Here is a 19,102-nt window from a genome sequence, read left to right on the forward strand (position 1 = left end):
CCCAAGAAACAAAGTAATAGGAGAACAATTGACTGCCATTTCGACGACCCAGTCCGGTGCGCCGGTTACGTCTGATTCGCATTCGAAGTCGGTTGGTGCCGATGGTGCCATCATCCTGACGGATCACTACCTGGTGGAGAAGCTGGCCCAGTTCAACCGTGAGCGGGTGCCGGAGCGTGTGGTGCACGCCAAGGGCGGCGGTGCGTTCGGCACGTTCAAGACCACCGGGGACATCTCGAAGTACACCAAGGCCGCGTTCCTGCAGCCCGGTGTCGAGACTGAAATGCTGATCCGGTTCTCCTCCGTCGCCGGTGAAAACGGGTCCCCGGACACCTGGCGGGACCCGCGCGGGTTCGCCGTGAAGTTCTACACCTCCGAGGGCAACTACGACCTGGTGGGCAACAACACCCCGGTGTTCTTCATCCGCGACGGGATCAAGTTCCCGGACTTCATCCACTCCCAGAAGCGCCTGCCCGGCTCGCACCTGCGCGACGCGGACATGCAGTGGGACTTCGGGACCCTGTCCCCCGAATCCGCACACCAGGTCACCTGGCTCATGGGCGACCGCGGCCTGCCCGCGTCCTGGCGCGAAATGCAGGGCTACGGCTCACACACCTACCAGTGGATCAACGAAGCCGGCGAGCGGTTCTGGGTCAAGTACCACTTCCACTCCAACCAGGGCGTCAAGAACCTCACCAGCGAGGAAGCAGAAGCCCTGGCCGGGTCCGACGCCGACTTCTACATCCGCGACCTGCACGAGAACATCGAAGCCGGGAACCTGCCCTCCTGGGACCTGCACGTGCAGGTCATGCCCTACGAGGACGCCAAGACCTACCGGTTCAACCCGTTCGACCTGACCAAGGTCTGGCCCCACGCGGACTACCCGCTGATCAAGGTCGGCACCATGGAACTGAACAAGAACCCGGAAAACTACTTCGCGCAGATCGAACAGGCCACCTTCGCCCCGTCCAACTTCGTGCCCGGCATCGCCGCGTCCCCGGACAAAATGCTCCAGGCCCGCATCTTCTCCTACGCCGACGCCCACCGCTACCGGGTCGGCACCAACCACGCCCAGATCCCGGTCAACCAGCCCAAAAACACCGTCCACAACTACAGCCAGGACGGCGCAGCCCGCTACCACTTCAACGCCCCCACTGTTCCGGTGTACGCGCCGAACACCATGGGCGGACCGGCAGCTGTTGAACCGCAAAACCCCGCCGGCGGCTGGGAAAACGACGGCGAACTGACCCTCGCCGCGCACTCCCTGCACGCCGAGGACAGCGACTTCGTCCAGGCCGGCACCCTCTACCGCGAGGTCTACGACGAAGCAGCCAAGGCCCGCTTCCTCGAAACCATCACCGGCGCCGTGGGCGGCGTCAAGAGCCCCGGCATCAAAGAACGCGCCATCCAGTACTGGACCAACGTCGACGCCGAACTCGGCGCCAAACTCCGCGCCAACCTCGGAGCAGCCTCCCTCACCGAAGCCGAGGCAGCCAACAAGATCGGCTAACCCCACACCCAACCAAACCAGCACAGAACCGCCCCGCCACAACACCAGTGGCAGGGCGGTTCTTTGCCATACGTACCCAACGGCGTCATCCGGCGCCTGCACCCGTGTCTAAGGCGCCGGACGCAGTAACGAGAAGGGTGCAATAAACCGGGAAATTCTTGACATCGCCCGTGACCTGCGTCACTGTGTTGTTGCATATCGTGACGCTTGTTGCCTATGGCGCTAAGAAGCACCATGACTACAACGACGCCGGCTTCCGCCAACGCCAACCAGGAGAACCACACACCATGAGCGCAGCACCACGCGTTGTCATCATCGGAGCCGGCATCGTCGGCGCCAACCTCGCCGACGAGCTGGCAAGCCGCGGTTGGACCAGCATCACAGTGGTGGAACAGGGGCCGCTGGAGCTCGCCGGAGGGTCCACCTCGCACGCACCCGGCCTGGTGTTCCAGAACAACCCCTCCAAGACCATGACGGAGTTCGCCACCTACACCGTCAACAAGCTGCTCGGCCTGAGCAAGGACGGCCAGTCCTGCTTCAACCAGGTGGGCGGCCTGGAGCTGGCGACCACTCCCGAGCGCCTGGCCGACCTCAAGCGCAAGATGGGCGTGATGACCTCCTGGGGCGTCGAGAGCCGGATCATCGACGCCGACGAATGCCAGAAAATCTACCCGCTGCTGAACACAGGCAAGCTCACCGGCGGCCGCGAAATCCTGGGCGGCCTGCTCATCCCCACCGACGGGCTCGCCCTGGCGGCACGTGCCGTGCAGCTGCTGATCGAGCGCTCCAGCGAACGCGGCGTGACCTACCTTGGGTCCACCACCGTCACCGGCATCTCCCAGGAGGCCGGCAAGGTCACCGGCGTCGAGACCTCCTCCGGCGTGGTTCCTGCCGACATCGTGGTGTCCTGCGCAGGGTTCTGGGGCCGTGAGCTAGGCAGGATGGTGGGCCTTGAGGTGCCGCTGCTGCCGCTGGCACACCAGTACGCCGTCAGCACTCCCCTTGCCGAACTCGAGGGCGTCAACGAGCTCCCGAAGGGTGCCAGCAAGCCCATCCTGCGCTACCAGGACAGGGATCTGTACTACCGCGAATGGGGCAACCGGATCGGCATCGGCAGCTACGCCCACAAGCCCATGCCCGTGGACATGGCGGCCCTGCCGAAGGTGCCGGCCGGCGAGATGTCCGAGCACCGCATGCCCTCCCGCCTGGACTTCACCCTTGAAGACTTCTTGCCCGCGTGGGAAGACAGCCAGGACCTGCTGCCGGCATTGCGCAGCGCCGAGATCCAGGACGGCTTCAACGGCATCTTCTCCTTCACACCGGACGGCGGCCCGCTGATCGGCGAAGCCCCGGAGCTCGCCGGCTTCTTCGTTGCCGAGGCCGTCTGGGTGACACACTCCGCAGGTGTGGCCAAGGCCGTCGCCGAACTGTTGGTAGAAGGCCGCTCCCGCACCGACCTGCACGGCACCGAGCTCAGCCGCTTCGAGAAGGTCCAGACCTCCGACGCCTACGTCAGCGAGACCTCGCAGCAGAACTTCGTGGAGATCTACGACGTCCTGCACCCGCTGCAGCCCAAGGAGTCCCCGCGGGACCTGCGCGTCAGCCCCTTCAATGTCCGGCAGAAGGAACTGGGCGCGTTCTTCCTGGAATCTGCCGCCTGGGAGCGCCCGCACTGGTTCGAGGCCAACCGCCCCCTGCTGGACGTACTGCCGGCCGAGTGGCAGGCTCCGGAACGCGAGCCCTGGGCCGCCATGTTCTCCTCCCCCATTTCCGCGGCCGAAGCGTGGAAGACGCGTACCGCCGTCGCGCTTTACGATATGACGCCGCTGAAGCGGCTGGCCGTCAACGGACCGGGCGCCCAGGAGCTGCTGCACCGGCTGAGCACAGGGAACATTGCCAAGAAGCCCGGTGCGGTCACTTACTGCCTGCTGCTGGAGCGCGACGGCGGCATCCGCAGCGACGTGACCGTCGCCCGCCTCGGGGAGGAAGACTTCCAGCTCGGCGTGAACAGCAATGTGGACTTCGACTACCTGCGCGTTGAGGCCCGCAAGCAGTCGGCCGCGGATCCCGCCAAGTGGGTGCACGTCACCGACATCACCGGCAGCACCTGCTGCATCGGGCTGTGGGGCCCGCTTGCCCGCGAGGTCATCGGCAAGGTCAGCACCGACGACCTCAGCAACGACGGCCTGAAGTACTTCCGCACCAAGGAAATCTCCGTGGGCGGCATCCCCGTCACGGCCATGCGCCTGTCCTACGTGGGCGAGCTGGGCTGGGAGCTCTACACCACGGCCGAATACGGCCTTAAGCTCTGGGATCTGCTGTTCGAGGCCGGCCAGGAGCACGGCATCATCGCCGCCGGCCGCGGCGCGTTCAACAGCCTGCGCCTGGAGAAGGGCTACCGGCTGTGGGGCACGGACGTGACCTCGGAGCACCACCCCTACCAGTCCGGCCTTGGCTTCTCCGTGGCGAAGGACAAGACCGGTTTTGTGGGCGCGGAGGCGCTGGCGGAGCGCAAGGAGCAGCCCGCTGCCAGGACGCTGCGCTGCCTGACGGTCGACGACGGCACCTCAGTGGTGCTGGGCAAGGAACCGGTGTACGTGGCCGGGGAAACCGCGGGCTATGTCACCAGCGCCGCCTACGGCTACACGGTGCGCAAGCCGATCGCCTACGCCTGGCTGCCGTCCGCCGTCGAAATCGGTGATGCTGTGGAAATTGAATACTTCGGCAAGCGCGTGGCTGCCACCGTCAGCGCCGAACCGCTGGTGGACCCGGGAATGGAGCGCCTCCGCGGCTGATGCGCCGCGGTGCTCGAGCCGCCGAAATAAGGGCCGGAAGTGGAACCTCCACTTCCGGCCTTTTTTGTGCCAAAAGCCCCGCCTCCCTGCTGATTCAGCGGGGAGGCGGGCTTTGTGGCGCTGTGGGTTCCTAGCCTGCCGTTGCCGGCTCCAGGGCTTCCTCAGAGGCAGCTGCTGCTTCGGCGTTGTGGGGTTCGAAGCGGACGAACATGGCTTTGAAGCCGGGGGTGTTGGATTCGCGGGCGACGTTGTCTTTGTGGACCAGGACGTTGGCTTCGGGGAAGTAGGCGGCGGCGCAGCCCTTGGCGGTGGGGTAGGCCACGAGGCGGAACTTGTCGGCTTTGCGGTCGTGGCCGCCGAAGGTGCTGATGACGTCCACGAGGTCGCGGTCCTGGTACCCGAGCTCTACGAGGTCTTCGGGGTGGATGAGGATGACGCGGCGGCCGCCGGAGATGCCGCGGTAGCGATCGTCCAGGCCGTAGTAGGTGGTGTTGTACTGGTCGTGGCTGCGGATGGTCTGCAGGACCAGGTGCCCCGGCGGCGGGGTGAGGTATTCCAGCGGGCTGACGGTGAACCGGCCGCGGCCGATGTCCGTGGCAAAGGAGCGGGTGTCCCGTGGCGGGTTGGGCAGCACGAACCCGTTCTTGGTCCTCACCCGGGCGTTGAAGTCCTCGAAGCCGGGCAGGACCCGTTCGATGTGGTCCCGGATCACGTCGTAGTCCTCAGCCATCGCCCGCCAGTTGACGGGGTGGTCCGGGCCGAAGGTCGCCTCGGCCATCCGGGCCACGATCACGGGTTCGGCGAGCAGGTGCTCCGAGACCGGGGTGAGCCGGCCCTGGGTGGAATGGACCACGGACATGGAGTCCTCAACGGAGAGGAACTGGGCGCCCTTGGGGTGCTTGTCGTCCTTGTCCGTCCGGCCGAGGGTGGGCAGGATCAGGGAGGTGCGGCCGTGGACGATATGGGAGCGGTTGGGCTTGGTGGAGATGTGCACGGTCAACCCAATCCGCTGCATCCCGGCCTCCAGCATCTCAGTGTCCGAGCAGGCCAGGGAGAAGTTGCCGCCCATGGACACGAACACGTCCACCTCGTTGCGTTCAAAGGCCACCATGGCCTCCACGGCGTCGTAACCGTGGTGGCGGGGGGACTTGATGCCGAACTCGGCGTCCAGGGCCGCCAGGAGCCCTTCCTTGGGTTTTTCCCAGATGCCCATGGTCCGGTCGCCCTGGACATTCGAGTGGCCGCGGACGGGGCAGGCGCCGGCGCCGGGCTTGCCAAAGTTGCCCTGCAGCAACAGGACGTTGACCATTTCCTTGATGGTGTCCACCGAGTGCGGCTGCTGTGTCACGCCAAGGGCCCAGCAGAAGATGGACGCCTTGGACGCAATGAGCATGCCGGCGACCTTTTCGATCTGCTCCCGGGTCAGGCCGGTGGCCTTCTCGGTCTCCTCCCAGTCCAGGGTGGCACGGGCCTGGACGTAGGCGTCGAACCCGTCGGTCTGCGCGGCGACGAAGGAATGGTCGACGACGGTGCCCGGGTTCTTCTCTTCCTCGGCCAGGAGCAGGTGGCCCAGGGCCTGGAACAGGGCCAGGTCGCCGCCGACCTTGATCTGCAGGTACTCGTCAGCGAGCGGGGTGCCGCCGCCGACGACGCCGGAGACGGTCTGCGGGTCCTTGAAGTTGAACAGCCCGGCCTCGGGCAGCGGGTTCACCGCCACCACCTTCCCGCCCTTGTCCTTGCACTCCTTCAACGCCGACAGCATGCGCGGGTGGTTGGTCCCCGGGTTCTGGCCCACCACAAAGATCAGTTCGGAATCGTGGATGTCATCCAGGGACACTGTGCCCTTGCCGATCCCGATCGTGGGATTCAGGGCAGAGCCGGAGGACTCGTGGCACATGTTTGAGCAGTCCGGTAGGTTGTTGGTGCCCAGCGCACGGGCGAAGAGCTGGTACATGAACGCCGTCTCGTTCGCGGTGCGCCCGGAGGTGTAGAACACGCACCGGTCCGCGGTGGTGGCCCGGAAGTGTTCACCGATCAGCTCGAACGCCTCCGCCCAGGAAATCGGCGAGTAGTGGGTATCGCCGGGGCGGATGACCACCGGTTCGCTCAGGCGGCCCTGGTTACCCAGCCAGTACTCGGTCTTCTCCGAGAGCTCCTTGACGGAGTGCCTGGCCCAGAACTCCGCACCCACCGTGCGCAGGGTGTTTTCCTCGGCCACGGCCTTGGCGCCGTTTTCACAGAACTCGGCGGCCTTGCGCTTCTTGTCCGATTCCGGCCAGGCACAGCCCGGGCAGTCGAATCCGCCGCGCTGGTTCAACCGCAGCAGCGACTGCGCCGTACGGGTCACGCCTGCCTGCGCCACCGCACGCTCCAGCGCAACCATCACGGCCTTGACGCCGGCAGCCTCAGTCTTGGGCTTACGGACTTCAAGGTCGTCTTCGTTGATGTCCTCCACGGGGGCGGGCTGCTTACCGAACTTCATCGTTCCAACTTTCCTTACCGGCTTGGGTTGTTCGTTCGCCATGGAGGCGCGCCAGGGCTTCCTGGCGCGCCTCCATGGCACACACTGATAACTGCGTTGGCTACTGGGGAGCCTTGGCCAGCGTTTCCTGCTCCGCCGCGATGGTGGTGTTGTCGCCGTGGCCGGTGCGGACCAGGGTGTCACCCGGCAGGGTAAGCAGCCGTTCGCGGATGGAAGCCAGGATAGTGGGGTAGTCGCTGTAGGACCGCCCGGTGGCACCCGGGCCGCCGTTGAACAGCGTGTCCCCGGTGAAGACCGTTCCTTCGCTTTCCAGGTAAAAGCAAGTGGATCCCGGCGAGTGGCCCGGCGTGTGGATGGCCTTCAGCGTTGCGCCGCCCACCTGGAACTCGTCGCCGTCGGCGTGCTGCCGGTGCGGCTCAAAGTCCGGGTAGACCTGCTTCCACAGGACCAGGTCCTCCGGGTTCAGGTAGATCGGGGCCCCCACTGCTTCGGAGACCTCGCGGGCGGCGCCGATGTGGTCGTTGTGCGCGTGGGTCAGCAGGATTGCCTTCACCGTCCGGCCCTTTACCTGGTTGATGATGGCCTGGGCGTCGTGCGGGGAATCGATGATCACGCACTCGGTGTCATCACCCACGATCCAGACGTTGTTGTCCACGTCCCACGTGCCGCCGTCGAGCGAAAACGTGCCCGAGGTGACCAGGTTTTCGATGGTGACGCTCATGCGGGTGCCCTCTCCGGCTGGATTTCAACAACGGAACGCAGGACCTTGCCTTCGTGCATCTTGTGGAAGGCTTCCTCCACCTGGTCGATCGTGATCCGTTCGGAGACGAAGGCATCCAGGTCCAGGTTGCCCTGCTTGTAGTGCGAGACCAGCATCGGGAAGTCGCGGGACGGCAGGCAGTCGCCGTACCAGGATGACTTCAGCGATCCGCCACGGCCAAAGACGTCCAGCAGCGGCAGCTCCAGTTGCATTTCCGGCCTCGGCACGCCCACCAGGACCACGCGGCCGGCGAGGTCGCGGGCGTAGAAGGCCTGCTTATAGGTTTCGGGACGGCCGACGGCGTCAATCACCACGTCCGCCCCGTTGCCATCGGTGAGGGCCCGGATGGCCTCCACCGCGTCCTCCTGCCGGGAGTTGATTCCGTGGGTGGCACCCAGGGACTTAGCCATCTCGATCTTGTTGTCGTCGATGTCCACGGCGATGATCGTCGTCGCACCCGCCAGCTTTGCCCCGGCGATCGCGGCGATGCCGACGCCGCCGCAGCCGATCACGGCAACCGACTCGCCGCGTTTGACCTCGCCGGTGTTGATGGCGGCACCGATACCGGCCATCACGCCGCAGCCGAGCAGGCCGACGGCGGCAGCATCAACCTCGGGATCGACCTTGGTGCACTGCCCTGCGGCAACCAGGGTCTTCTCGGCGAACGCGCCGATGCCCAGGGCCGGGGACAGTTCGGTGCCGTCCTCGAGGATCATTTTCTGGGTGGCGTTGTGGGTGTTGAAGCAGTACTGCGGCTGGCCCTTGGCACACGCGCGGCACTGCCCGCACACCGCGCGCCAGTTCAGGATCACCCGGTCGCCTGGAGCCACCGAGGTGACATCAGGGCCGACGGCGCTGACCACGCCAGTGGCCTCATGGCCCAACAGGTAAGGGAAGTCATTGCCGATGCCGCCCTGCTTGTAATGCAGGTCCGTGTGGCAGACGCCGCAGGTGAGAATGTCCACCAGCGCCTCGCCCGGACCCGGGTCCGGCACCAGGATGGTCTCCAACGAAACCGGCGCGTCCTTCTCCCGGACGATGACTGCTTGAACTTTGTGCACCATTGTTCCTGTGTTCCTTTCCTGGTTCCGGTGAGTCGGCAAACCACTTGCCAATTTAGTCGACCCGCCGCAGCAGGAGTACGCGCCCCTCAATTGCGTATTACACAACAGGGTGCGCATAACGCTTACTGGAAAATATGACAGTGGCCACACTTCACTGTCAATACAAGAGTGATCGTGACGGCCGGGTCCGCTGCTTTAGCCGGACAAAAACAGCGGCAGTAGGCTAGATGGCATGTCTTCGAAAGAACCGCCTGCCGAACGGCGCGAGATCACTGTGCGCCGGGCCCCGAAATACGTGCCGTTCCTGGTCCTCGGGGCGCTGGTGGGCATTGCGGCCGCGGCAATGGTGGCATATGCGCTTCCGGGAAGCGAAAGCTTCGACAGGGGCGCCGTATTCGGCTTCTTCATGGTTATGCTCGCCGGCGCCGGCGCAATCCTGGGTGCCGTGCTCGCGCTGATCCTGGACCGGCGGAGCGTTAAGCGCCGGCAGCGCGCGGTGGTGGAATCCGTACCGGACTCCGAACCGGACACCGGCCCCCGGTCATAAAGCCGCCAGCGGGAAAAGCCATACCCCATATCGTGCGATAATCGATCAGTGGCACGCGGCGATGGAAAACTTTCCCATGATCTTCTTCCCGGCGAAAAAGGACCCCAGGATGCCTGTGGCGTCTTCGGCGTCTGGGCACCGGGCGAAGAAGTAGCAAAACTTACCTATTACGGGCTGTACGCACTGCAGCACCGCGGTCAGGAGTCGGCTGGCATCGCCACCAGCGACGGCAAGCGGATCAACGTCTACAAGGACATGGGCCTTGTGTCCCAGGTCTTCGACGAAACCACGCTGAACACCCTCACCGGGCACCTGGCTGTGGGGCACTGCCGCTACTCCACCACCGGAGCCAGCCACTGGGCCAACGCCCAGCCCACCCTCGGCGCCACCAGCACCGGTACCGTCGCCCTGGCGCACAACGGAAACCTGACCAATACCGCCGAGCTGAGCGCGATGATCCACGAGCGCAACGGCGGCCAACTCACCGGCGAGATGAAGCAGGGCAACACCTCGGACACTGCCCTGGTCACCGCGCTGCTGGAGGGCGAGCCGGGGAAGACCCTGGAAGAGACCGCCACCGAGCTCCTGCCCAAGATCAAGGGCGGCTTCTGCTTCGTCTTCATGGATGAAGGAACCCTTTACGCGGCCCGCGACACCTTCGGCATCCGCCCCCTGGTCCTCGGCCGCCTGGACCGCGGCTGGGTGGTAGCTTCCGAACAGTCCGCCCTCGCCACCGTGGGCGCCAGCTTCATCCGCGAGATCGAGCCCGGAGAGTTCATCGCCATCGATGAAGAGGGTGTAAGGTCCAAGCGCTTCGCAGAGCCGACGCCGGCCGGCTGCGTTTTCGAGTACGTTTACCTGGCCCGTCCGGACGCCGCCATTGCCGGCCGTTCCGTGTACGAGTCCCGGGTGGAGATGGGCCGCCAACTGGCCCGCGAAAACACGCACGCGGCGGACATTGTCATCCCCGTCCCGGAATCCGGAACGCCCGCCGCCGTTGGCTACGCCGAGCAATCCGGCATCCCCTTCGCCCACGGTTTCGTCAAGAACTCGTACGTGGGCCGGACCTTCATCCAGCCTTCACAGACGCTGCGCCAGCTGGGTATCCGCCTCAAGCTCAACGCCCTTGAGTCCGTTATCCGCGGCAAGCGCGTGGTGGTGGTGGACGATTCCATCGTCCGCGGCAACACCCAGCGGGCCATCGTCCGGATGCTCCGGGAAGCCGGCGCATCAGAGGTCCACGTCAAGATCTCCTCGCCGCCCGTGCAGTGGCCGTGCTTCTACGGCATCGACTTCGCCTCCCGCGCCGAGCTCATCGCCAACGGCGCCACCATCGACGAGATTTCCCAGGCTATCGGCGCCGACTCGCTGGCCTACATCTCCGAGGACGGCATGATCGGTGCCACCCGCCAGCCGCGCGAACGCCTCTGCACCGCCTGCTTCACCGGCAAGTACCCCATCAAACTGCCGGACGCCGACAAGCTCGGGAAGAACCTGCTTGAGCGCACGGACCTCGGTGGACTGAAGCCCTCGCCGTCCGCGCTGCCCGGTGAAACCGCTGCCCTGGCCGTGGACCCGCAGGACGACCCGGCTGAAAAGCCCGGCGCCACAGGTTGCGACCCCGGACCGGACTCGGAATTCGAAAACCTGCTGACCGAGGCCGACCTCGTCCCCGACGTACATGCCGCCGCCGGCGCTGACAAGAAAGAGTCCCTATGACTTCCGCTAACACCGCCGCCGGATCCGCATCGGAGAAGGCGGGCATCACCTACGCCTCCGCAGGCGTCGACGTCGAAGCCGGGGACCTCGCCGTCGAACTGATGAAGGATGCCGTCAAGGCAACCCACAACTCCTCCGTCATCGGTGGCGTGGGCGGCTTCGCCGGCCTGTACGACGTCTCAAAGCTGCTGACCTACAAGAAGCCGCTGCTGGCAACCTCCACGGACGGCGTGGGCACCAAAGTGGCCATCGCCCAGGCCATGGACATCCACGACACCATTGGCTTCGACCTGGTGGGCATGGTGGTGGACGACATCGTGGTGGTGGGTGCCGAGCCGCTGTACATGACGGACTACATTGCCTGCGGCAAGGTGGTTCCGGAGCGCATCGCCGGCATCGTCCGCGGTATCGCGTCCGCCTGCTCCGTCGCCGGCACCGCCCTGGTGGGCGGCGAAACGGCAGAGCACCCCGGCCTGCTGGGCGAGCACGAGTACGACGTCGCCGGCGCAGCCACCGGCGTCGTCGAAGCCGACCACCTCCTGGGTCCGGACCGCGTCCGCGCCGGCGACGTCGTCATCGGGATGGCCTCATCCGGCCTGCACTCCAACGGCTACTCCCTGGTCCGCCGCGTGATCAACCACGCAGGCTGGGCACTGGACCGCCAGGTCTCCGAACTTGGCCGCACCCTGGGCGAGGAACTGCTTGAGCCCACCCGGGTTTACGCCGCCGATTGCCTTGACCTTGCCCGCGCTTTCCCCGTCACGGGCGACGCCGCGGTGCACGGCTTCAGCCACGTCACCGGCGGCGGCCTGGCTGCAAACCTGGCCCGCGTCCTGCCCCAGGGCCTGGTTGCCACCGTGGACCGCGCGACGTGGGAACTGCCGGCAATCTTCAAACTGGTGTCCGAGCTGGGCAACGTCCCGCTGGCCGACCTGGAACGCACCCTCAACCTGGGCGTGGGCATGGTGGCCATCGTGTCCGCGGAGGCCGCAGATGCCGCCGTCACGCGTTTGAACAACCGCGGCCTGCCCTCCTGGGTGATGGGTACAGTCACGGAGGATTCTGATTCGATCCTCAAATCCGGGCCGGACTACGTCCAGGGCGCCAAGGGCGTGGACGGCGGCGCCGTCCGCCTGGTCAACGCCTACGCCTGACACTTGCCATGGGGTCCCCCTCGGTCTCTGCCGGTGGGGACCCGGGGAGTTTAAGCAGGCAATTGGATGAGGCTGAGGATGCCGCCCTGCGGATCCCTGACGGTGGCAGGGCTCTCCCCGTCGGGCTCCACGAGCACCTCGCCGCCGCCCGTCACCGCAGCCTCGACCGCTGCCCGGAGATCGGCAACACCAAAGTAGACCTGCCAGCCCGCCGCTTCACCTGCTTCGGCAGGGACAACGCCGGCCACCTCCCTGCCGCCGATAATCAGCGCGCTGTAGCTGCCGCCGTCGTCCTGCGGATACTCGGTGACCTCGTGTCCGAAAAGCTGCTGGAAGAATCCGACGGCGGCCTGCGGGTCAGGCGTGGCCAGTTCCGCCCAGGCCAGGGCACCGGGCTCGTTGAACAGCCGGCTGCCCCTGTGCGTTCCGGCCTGCCACAGGCCGGTGGTGCCGCCGCCGGGCGGAGCGATGAAAGCGATGGTGCCGGTGTCCGCCACACGCTCGGGCCCGAACTCCACGGTTCCTTGTGCGTAGGAGGTTTCCTCCACGAGGGCCCCGGCGTCCGTTGCAGCGAGGTAGACGTTCCACTGCCCCGGAGCTCCCGCCATTCTCTGCGCCGGGTCCTGCGGAGCGATGACCGATACCAGGTGGCCGTCCGTGAACGCCTGCGCGTAAACCTGCCCGTCGGGGGTGGGAAGATCCCGGTAGGTCCAGTTGAACAACCTGCCGTAAAAGTCCTTCGCTGCGGCGACATCGGGCGTTTGCAGGTCAGCCCAGCACGGTTCGCCGTGACTGTATCCCGTGATCTCTGGCATGCCGCCAACGCTAGCAAGCCTTGTGGCGCCGCGGCCAGGAAGGCAGAATGTCGCACAGACTGCCAGCAGCGGGATGCGCGGGAACGGAAATCGGATGGCCGGCCGGATTGACATTGATGCCCGTCCGCCGCGAACGGTGACGTCCGGGACGTTCATCATTCCGGCGCTCCCCGGCCCTGCTTGGTAGCATGGGGCGAATCTTCCCCTTGCCTCGAAATGATGTAACCATGCCTGCTGCCATCCCGGTCCGGAACCCTCACCTCCCAGGCAGGACGGCACCGTGACGGCACGGACAGAGGCAGCTCCTGCTGCCCTTCGGCGGCCGGCTCCCGGGCTCCTGCTTGCCAGCCAGCTCATCTTCAACATCGGGTTCTTCGCGGTTGTACCGTTCCTCGCCCTGGTCATGAGCCGGGACTTCGGCATGACGGCTACGGCCGTGGGAGTGGTCCTGGGCGCCCGCGTGTTCAGCCAGCAGGGGCTCTTCCTCGTCGGCGGCATGGTCACGGACCGGTGGGGAGCCCGCAGCGCCATGCTGGTGGGCTGCGTGGTCCGGGTCTCCGGCTACCTCACCCTTGCCTTGGCGGACAGTTTCCCGCTGTTCCTCCTGGGCGCCGTCCTAACGGGCATGGGCGGGGCCTTGTTCTCCCCCGCGCTGGAATCGCTGGTTGGCATGGCGGAAGAACGACGGCGGGACACCGGCGGGAAGTCCCCCACACTTTTCGCGCTCCTCAGCATCTGCGGTGAGATTGGGGCCGTGGCCGGCCCCCTGGTGGGCGCCCTGTTGCTCGGCGTCTCCTTCACGTCCGCCGCGCTGGCGGGCGCAGCCGTTTTCACGGTGATGACAGGCGTCCTGTGGACCTTCGTGCCGGCCGGGACACACCGGGAACCGCTGGACTCTGACGGCGGACCTGCACCGGAAGCGGCGCGACCGGCGGTGCGTGCAGGCCTGTCCGCCATGCTGCAGAACAAGCGTTTCCTCGCCTTTGCGGGCCTTTACAGCATGAACCTGCTGGCCTACAACCAGCTCTACTTCGGGTTGCCGGTAGAGCTGACCCGCAGCGGCGGCGGGCCCGGTGCCCTGGCGGGACTGTTCGCCGTGGCGTCCGTCCTGACGGTTGCCCTGCAGTGGCCGGCATCCCGCCTGATGGGGCGCCTCGGTCCGGGGCGGGCCTTGATGGCGGGTTTCGCGCTCCAGTCCCTGGCGTTCGCAACCATGGCATGCCTGGCCCCACTTGCCCCGCCCGCGACGGCACCCCTGCTCCCGCCGCTGCTGTTCGTTGCGGGCCTCTGCCTCGGCCACATGTGCGTTGTGCCGGTGGCGATGTCGCTGGTCCTGGACTTCTCCCGCGGACGGCCGTCGGGGATCTACTACGGCCTCCTGGCCAGCGCCGGCGGGTGTGCCGTACTGCTGGGGAACACCCTCCTCGGACCGCTCTACTCTAACGCGGCGGTTCCGGGTCCTGCCGCCGCATGGCCCTGGGCCCTCATGGCGGTACTCCTGGCAGTTCCCGCCGTCGGGCTGCCCCGCCTGCTGCGCGTGCGCGTTTGGCCTGGAACGCCGAATCGGTCCGGCGCAACATAGGGGGACGGCAAAAGCCCGGTGCCGGCACCACAAGGTGCCGGCACCGGGCTTCCGCGCATAAGTCGGGCCCTGGATCTCAATCAGGGTGCCACAAAGAAGCGCTGCACCAGCGTCAGGACGGTGCGGATTTATACCGCTGGATCCATTAGTGCTGCGGCGTCACAGGGCTGCCAGCGCCTGGCATGGCAGCTTGCGACAACTAGCCGATGCGACGGGAATCTACCTCGTCGTCGTCTTCTTCCAAATCATCCGCGTACTTGTCCACGTAAGCCGAATAGTCCGGCTCGGCCGGTTCATTCGCATAATGGCTCGTGGTACGACTCGACGGGCCCGTCAGCTCACGCTGAAGTGCCGAATAGTCAGTGTTCGGGGAGTAGTACTTGATGTCCCGAGCCTGCTTAGTAGCTTTTGCCTTTTGACGGCCGCGCCCCATGGCGTGACCCCCTTTTGTACTTGGACCGGAGGTGGTCACCTTTGGCGATGGTGAGGCCCCGGAATGATTGGTCAATTTGTCGTACACCTAGATTACATGCTTTCGCGGTGCCCTGCTTGCCAGGCGCGGCCCCCGGGGGTGGTTTGCGTTACCATTCCACCCCTGCACCCGCGAGTTTTCGGCTTTTTTGTTCGGTAGAGTCGCTTAAACAACTGCTGAAACTGGACGGCTGACCGGCTGCCCACCCCCGGACAGAACGCAGGAGGATGCACCGCCGTGAACCACCAGGACGTCCCGCCCAAGCCTGGCACTCCGCCCACTTCCGGCCCTCCCCAGGTGCCTGCCGGACAGGCCCCGGACCACGGCCCTGCTGACGGCCACGCCTCCGCGCAGGGGCCGGTCCCGGCCCCGGCGTCCGTAACCTGGTCCCAGCCGCAGCCCCGGGCGGAAAGCGAACCGTCGCGGAAGCTGCCGGCACGAACCCGGCGGACGCTCTGGAAGGTGCTGTTCGCCGTCGTACTTCTGGCGGTGATTGCCGGACTGGTGTGGCTTGCCCTTTGGCTTAACAGCAGCCCGGGCTCATCGGGGGACGACGACGCCGCCGCAGGTGTTCTTGAAACCACCGCCACTCCGCGCGCCACACCACTGCCCCTGCCGCGCGACGGCGTGCAGCCCGCCGAATACGTGCTGGGCGACTGCTTCGCCGACTTCGATCCCGAAGCGCTGGCCTCCAGGGTGGTCGCCTGCGACACCGGCCATTCAGCGCAGCTGGTGGCCGTTTTCCGGTACCCGGAGTCCGAGGACTACCCCGGCGCAGAAGCGCTGAAGGCAAAGGCCCTGGAAGCCTGCCAGGCGACGCGGCTGGGACCGGCGGCCAACGAGTACCAGCTCAACTACCAGCGCAGCTTCCCCAGCAGCACCAGCTGGGAATCCGGGGACCGCAGGGTGGACTGCTACGTGACCGCACCCGGCGGCAACGTCATCAACGCAAGCGTGCTGCCCTAGCGAGAGATCCGCCAGGGCAGCACGCAGTGGGTACCAGGCGTTAGCCCTTCCGCTTCACCGACAGGCCGGAGGTCAGCGCCCCGGTCAGGGCGTCCACATCAGCTCCATCCAGCTCGCCGTCCGGCGCCGTATCCACCAGCACGGTGTCGCCGTCGCTGATGTCGCCGGCCAGGATGGCCTTGGCCAGCCGGTCACCGATCTCGCGCTGCACCAGGCGGCGCAGTGGCCGGGCTCCGTACGCGGGGTCGAAGCCGGAGATGGCGAGCCATTCCTTCGCGGCGTCCGTGACGTCCAGGGTGAGCCGGCGTTCGTGCAGCCGGCGGCCCAGGTCGGCAACGTGCAGGTCCACGATCCGGGAGAGCTCCTCCACGCTCAGGGCGTCGAACAGCACCACCTCGTCCAGCCGGTTCAGGAACTCGGGCTTGAAGGACGCGTTGACCGTTGCCATGACGGCGTTCCGCTTGGCCTCCGCATCCAGCGACTGGTCCACCAGGAACTGGCTGCCCAGGTTGGACGTCAGCACCAGGATCACGTTGCGGAAGTCCACGGTGCGGCCCTGGCCGTCGGTGAGCCGGCCGTCGTCGAGCACCTGCAGGAGGATGTCGAAGACCTCGGGGTGGGCCTTCTCCACCTCGTCCAGCAGCACCACGGAGTAGGGGCGGCGCCGGACGGCTTCGGTGAGCTGGCCGCCCTCCTCGTAGCCCACGTATCCCGGAGGCGCACCCACCAGCCGGGCCACGGAGTGCTTCTCGCCGTACTCGGACATGTCGATCCGCACCATGGCGCGCTCGTCGTCGAACAGGAAGTCCGCCAGCGCCTTGGCAAGCTCCGTCTTACCCACGCCGGTGGGGCCCAGGAAGAGGAAGGAACCGGTGGGCCGGTTGGGATCGCTGATGCCCGCACGGGCACGGCGGACGGCGTCGGACACTGCCGCGACGGCCTTCATTTGGCCGATCAGGCGCTTGCCCAGCTCCTCCTCCATGTGGAGCAGCTTCTGGCTCTCGCCCTGCAGCATCCGGCCGGCAGGAATACCCGTCCATGCGGAGATGACCTCGGCGATGTCGTTGGCCGTGACTTCCTCGGCCACCATTTGCGCGGACTTGTCCGATACGGCGGCCTCGGCCTCGGCGGCGGCGTTCAGCTCGCGCTCCAGCGCCGGAATCTCACCGTAGAGGATGCGCGAGGCGGTTTCGAGGTCGCCTTCACGCTGGGCCTTGTCAGCGGCGCTGCGCAGTTCGTCCAGTTTCGCCTTCAGGTCGCCCACCCGGTTCAGGCCGGCCTTCTCGGCCTCCCAGCGGGCGTTGAGCGCGGCTAGCTCCTCTTCCTTGTCGGCCTTGTCCGCACGAAGCGCGGCAAGCCGTTCCACGGAAGCCTCATCGGTTTCGCCTTCCAGGGCCAGTTCCTCCATGGTGAGCCGGTCCACAGCGCGGCGGAGCTGGTCGATCTCCTCCGGGGCGGAGTCAATCTCCATGCGGAGCCGGGACGCGGCCTCGTCCACGAGGTCGATTGCCTTGTCCGGCAGCTGCCGGCCCGAGATGTAGCGGTTGGACAGCGTAGCCGCGGCCACCAGGGCGGAGTCGGCGATGGACACCTTGTGGTGCGCCTCGTAGCGCTCCTTGAGGCCACGGAGGATGCCGATGGTGTCCTCGACGCTTGGCTCGCCCACGTACACCTGCTGAAAGCGGCGCTCGAGGGCGGCATCCTTCTCGATGTTTTCGCGGTACTCATCAAGCGTGGTGGCACCGATCAGCCGCAGTTCCCCGCGGGCCAGCATGGGCTTGAGCATGTTGCCCGCGTCCATGGAGGAGTCACCGGTGGCACCGGCCCCCACCACGGTGTGGATCTCGTCAATGAAGGTGACGATCTGGCCTTCGGAGCCCTTGATCTCCTCAAGCACCGCCTTCAGCCGCTCCTCGAACTCGCCGCGGTACTTCGCGCCGGCCACCATGGAGCCGAGGTCCAGGGAGATGAGCGTCTTGCCGCGCAGGCTTTCCGGGACGTCGCCCGCCACCATGCGCTGCGCCAGCCCTTCCACCACGGCGGTCTTGCCAACGCCCGGTTCGCCAATCAGCACCGGGTTGTTCTTGGTGCGGCGGCTCAGGACCTGGACCACGCGCCGGATCTCGGAGTCGCGGCCGATCACCGGATCAAGCTTGCCGGCCCGGGCCATCGCGGTGAGGTCCGTACCGAACTTCTCCAGCGACTGGAAGGTGTTTTCCGGGTCCGGACTGGTGACCTTCCGGTCACCGCGGACACCCGGCAGGGCGGCGAGGAGCGCCTCGCGGGAGGCGCCGGCGTCGCGCAGCAGGCGTGCGGCGGCGTCGCTTCCGGCAGAAAGGCCCAGCAGGAGGACCTCGGTGGAGACGAAGGTGTCGCCCAGGCGGTCGGCTTCCTCCTTGGCGTTCTGGATGGCCTGCAGGGCGGGCCGGGAAAGCTGCGCCTGTTGGCTGGATCCGCCGGAGGTGGCGGGCAGGGCCTTGATGGCGCTGCTTGCCTGCACGCTGACGGCGTCGGGATCGGCGCCGGTGGCACGGAGAAGCGCGACGGCGACGCCCTCGCGCTGGTCCATCAGCGCCTTAAGCAGGTGGGCGGGTTCCACCTGCGGGTTGCCGGCCGTGGAGGCGTTCATGGCCGCAGCCGAAAGAGCCTCCTGGCTCTTGGTGGTGAATTTGACGTCCAAAGAGAGCTCCTTTCAGGGGAAGTTTTTCTAAGTTGAGTCTACTACGCTCAACTTTGGATTGGGGTGGAATATTTCCTGTGTAAGCCCCCTGTTTGCCCACGGCGAACAGGAGGCCGGCTGTTCCCTTGCCTGCCTGATGCCCCTAGGATCGGACGCGTGACCGGGGAGGACGGTTCCGCCGGCGCACTCGAGACGGGACACGAAATGAAAAAGTTTGTTGTTCTCTATATCGCAGACCAGTCAGCGCAGGCCCAAATGGCGGAAAGCTCGCCCGAGGCCGCCCAGGAGGGGATGAAGGCCTGGATGGAGTGGGCCGGACGCGCGGGCGACGGCATCGTGGACATGGGCAGCCCGCTGGGCACCGGCAAGGAAGTCACCGCCACCGGCTCCTCGGAAGCTTCCACCGGGGTTGCCGGCTACGGCATCCTGCAGGCCGAGGACCTGGCCGGCGCCGAGGCGCTGCTGGACGGCCACCCGCACCTGATGATGCCCGGCGCCAGCATCCAGGTGTACGAGGCCCTGGACCTCCCGGGCATGTAACCTCCCCCTTGGAGTT

Annotated in this window: 14 protein-coding genes; 8 read left to right on the plus strand and 6 right to left on the minus strand. The window is 66.4% G+C overall.

Annotation, left to right across the window (positions count from 1 at the left end):
• The first annotated feature begins 28 nt into the window (after positions 1-28).
• Both ACLH0K_RS16075 and ACLH0K_RS16080 read left to right on the plus strand, forming a co-directional pair.
• Positions 29-1,510, plus strand: coding sequence for a catalase (locus tag ACLH0K_RS16075; RefSeq protein ID WP_411374541.1), 1,482 nt, complete (start codon positions 29-31; stop codon positions 1,508-1,510).
• A 287-nt stretch (positions 1,511-1,797) separates the two neighbouring features.
• Positions 1,798-4,305 carry a GcvT family protein gene (locus ACLH0K_RS16080; RefSeq protein ID WP_411374542.1) on the plus strand — a complete coding sequence of 836 codons (2,508 nt, stop codon included), beginning with the start codon at positions 1,798-1,800 and terminating at the stop codon, positions 4,303-4,305.
• Between the two features lie 130 nt (positions 4,306-4,435).
• Here ACLH0K_RS16080 and ACLH0K_RS16085 read toward each other — a convergent pair whose 3' ends face one another.
• The 3 genes from ACLH0K_RS16085 to ACLH0K_RS16095 all read right to left on the minus strand — a co-directional run bounded on the left by ACLH0K_RS16085 (position 4,436) and on the right by ACLH0K_RS16095 (position 8,611).
• The gene (locus ACLH0K_RS16085; protein WP_411374543.1) at positions 4,436-6,787 is read right to left on the minus strand and encodes an FdhF/YdeP family oxidoreductase; all 2,352 of its coding nucleotides are present in this window, start codon (positions 6,785-6,787) and stop codon (positions 4,436-4,438) included.
• Positions 6,788-6,887: 100 nt separating this feature from the next.
• Positions 6,888-7,508 carry an MBL fold metallo-hydrolase gene (locus ACLH0K_RS16090; protein WP_411374544.1) on the minus strand — a complete coding sequence of 207 codons (621 nt, stop codon included), beginning with the start codon at positions 7,506-7,508 and terminating at the stop codon, positions 6,888-6,890.
• Entirely contained in the window at positions 7,505-8,611 is a 1,107-nt protein-coding gene (locus ACLH0K_RS16095) for an S-(hydroxymethyl)mycothiol dehydrogenase (protein WP_411374545.1), read from the minus strand. Before ACLH0K_RS16095 ends, ACLH0K_RS16090 begins: the two co-directional genes overlap by 4 nt.
• 232 nt (positions 8,612-8,843) lie before the next feature.
• Between ACLH0K_RS16095 and ACLH0K_RS16100 the strand changes: the two genes are divergently transcribed.
• From ACLH0K_RS16100 to purM, 3 genes are read left to right on the plus strand one after another with little or no spacing between them, the layout of a single operon-like run.
• Positions 8,844-9,158 (plus strand): hypothetical protein, encoded by a 315-nt coding sequence (locus ACLH0K_RS16100; RefSeq protein WP_411374546.1) that lies wholly within the window; start codon positions 8,844-8,846, stop codon positions 9,156-9,158.
• A 48-nt stretch (positions 9,159-9,206) separates the two neighbouring features.
• Positions 9,207-10,877, plus strand: a complete 1,671-nt coding sequence (gene purF / locus ACLH0K_RS16105) for an amidophosphoribosyltransferase (RefSeq protein ID WP_411374547.1) — start codon at positions 9,207-9,209, stop codon at positions 10,875-10,877.
• The gene (purM, locus tag ACLH0K_RS16110; protein ID WP_411374548.1) at positions 10,874-12,031 is read left to right on the plus strand and encodes a phosphoribosylformylglycinamidine cyclo-ligase; all 1,158 of its coding nucleotides are present in this window, start codon (positions 10,874-10,876) and stop codon (positions 12,029-12,031) included. Before purF ends, purM begins: the two co-directional genes overlap by 4 nt.
• 50 nt (positions 12,032-12,081) lie before the next feature.
• Here the strand turns inward: purM and ACLH0K_RS16115 are convergent, their stop codons facing one another.
• A complete protein-coding gene (locus tag ACLH0K_RS16115) occupies positions 12,082-12,846 on the minus strand; it encodes a VOC family protein (protein ID WP_411374549.1) in 765 nt (254 codons plus the stop codon).
• A 280-nt stretch (positions 12,847-13,126) separates the two neighbouring features.
• On the opposite strand from ACLH0K_RS16115, the gene ACLH0K_RS16120 reads away from it, so the two are divergent.
• Positions 13,127-14,428, plus strand: coding sequence for an MFS transporter (locus tag ACLH0K_RS16120; RefSeq protein ID WP_411374550.1), 1,302 nt, complete (start codon positions 13,127-13,129; stop codon positions 14,426-14,428).
• A gap of 199 nt (positions 14,429-14,627) precedes the next feature.
• Here ACLH0K_RS16120 and ACLH0K_RS16125 read toward each other — a convergent pair whose 3' ends face one another.
• Entirely contained in the window at positions 14,628-14,861 is a 234-nt protein-coding gene (locus ACLH0K_RS16125; RefSeq protein WP_411376501.1) for a DUF3073 domain-containing protein, read from the minus strand.
• A 276-nt stretch (positions 14,862-15,137) separates the two neighbouring features.
• Between ACLH0K_RS16125 and ACLH0K_RS16130 the strand changes: the two genes are divergently transcribed.
• A complete protein-coding gene (locus ACLH0K_RS16130) occupies positions 15,138-15,866 on the plus strand; it encodes a septum formation family protein (RefSeq protein WP_411374551.1) in 729 nt (242 codons plus the stop codon).
• A gap of 40 nt (positions 15,867-15,906) precedes the next feature.
• On the opposite strand, the gene clpB is transcribed toward ACLH0K_RS16130, so the two are convergent.
• Entirely contained in the window at positions 15,907-18,546 is a 2,640-nt protein-coding gene (gene clpB, locus ACLH0K_RS16135; protein ID WP_411374552.1) for an ATP-dependent chaperone ClpB, read from the minus strand.
• Between the two features lie 156 nt (positions 18,547-18,702).
• Here clpB and ACLH0K_RS16140 point away from each other — a divergent pair, with 156 nt between their 5' ends.
• Complete coding sequence (locus tag ACLH0K_RS16140; RefSeq protein ID WP_411374553.1) at positions 18,703-19,086, plus strand: hypothetical protein; 384 nt, start codon at positions 18,703-18,705, stop codon at positions 19,084-19,086.
• Positions 19,087-19,102: the final 16 nt, after the last annotated feature.

This window comes from Arthrobacter sp. MPF02 (genome assembly GCF_046605375.1).
Classification (GTDB): Bacteria; Actinomycetota; Actinomycetes; order Actinomycetales; family Micrococcaceae; genus Arthrobacter.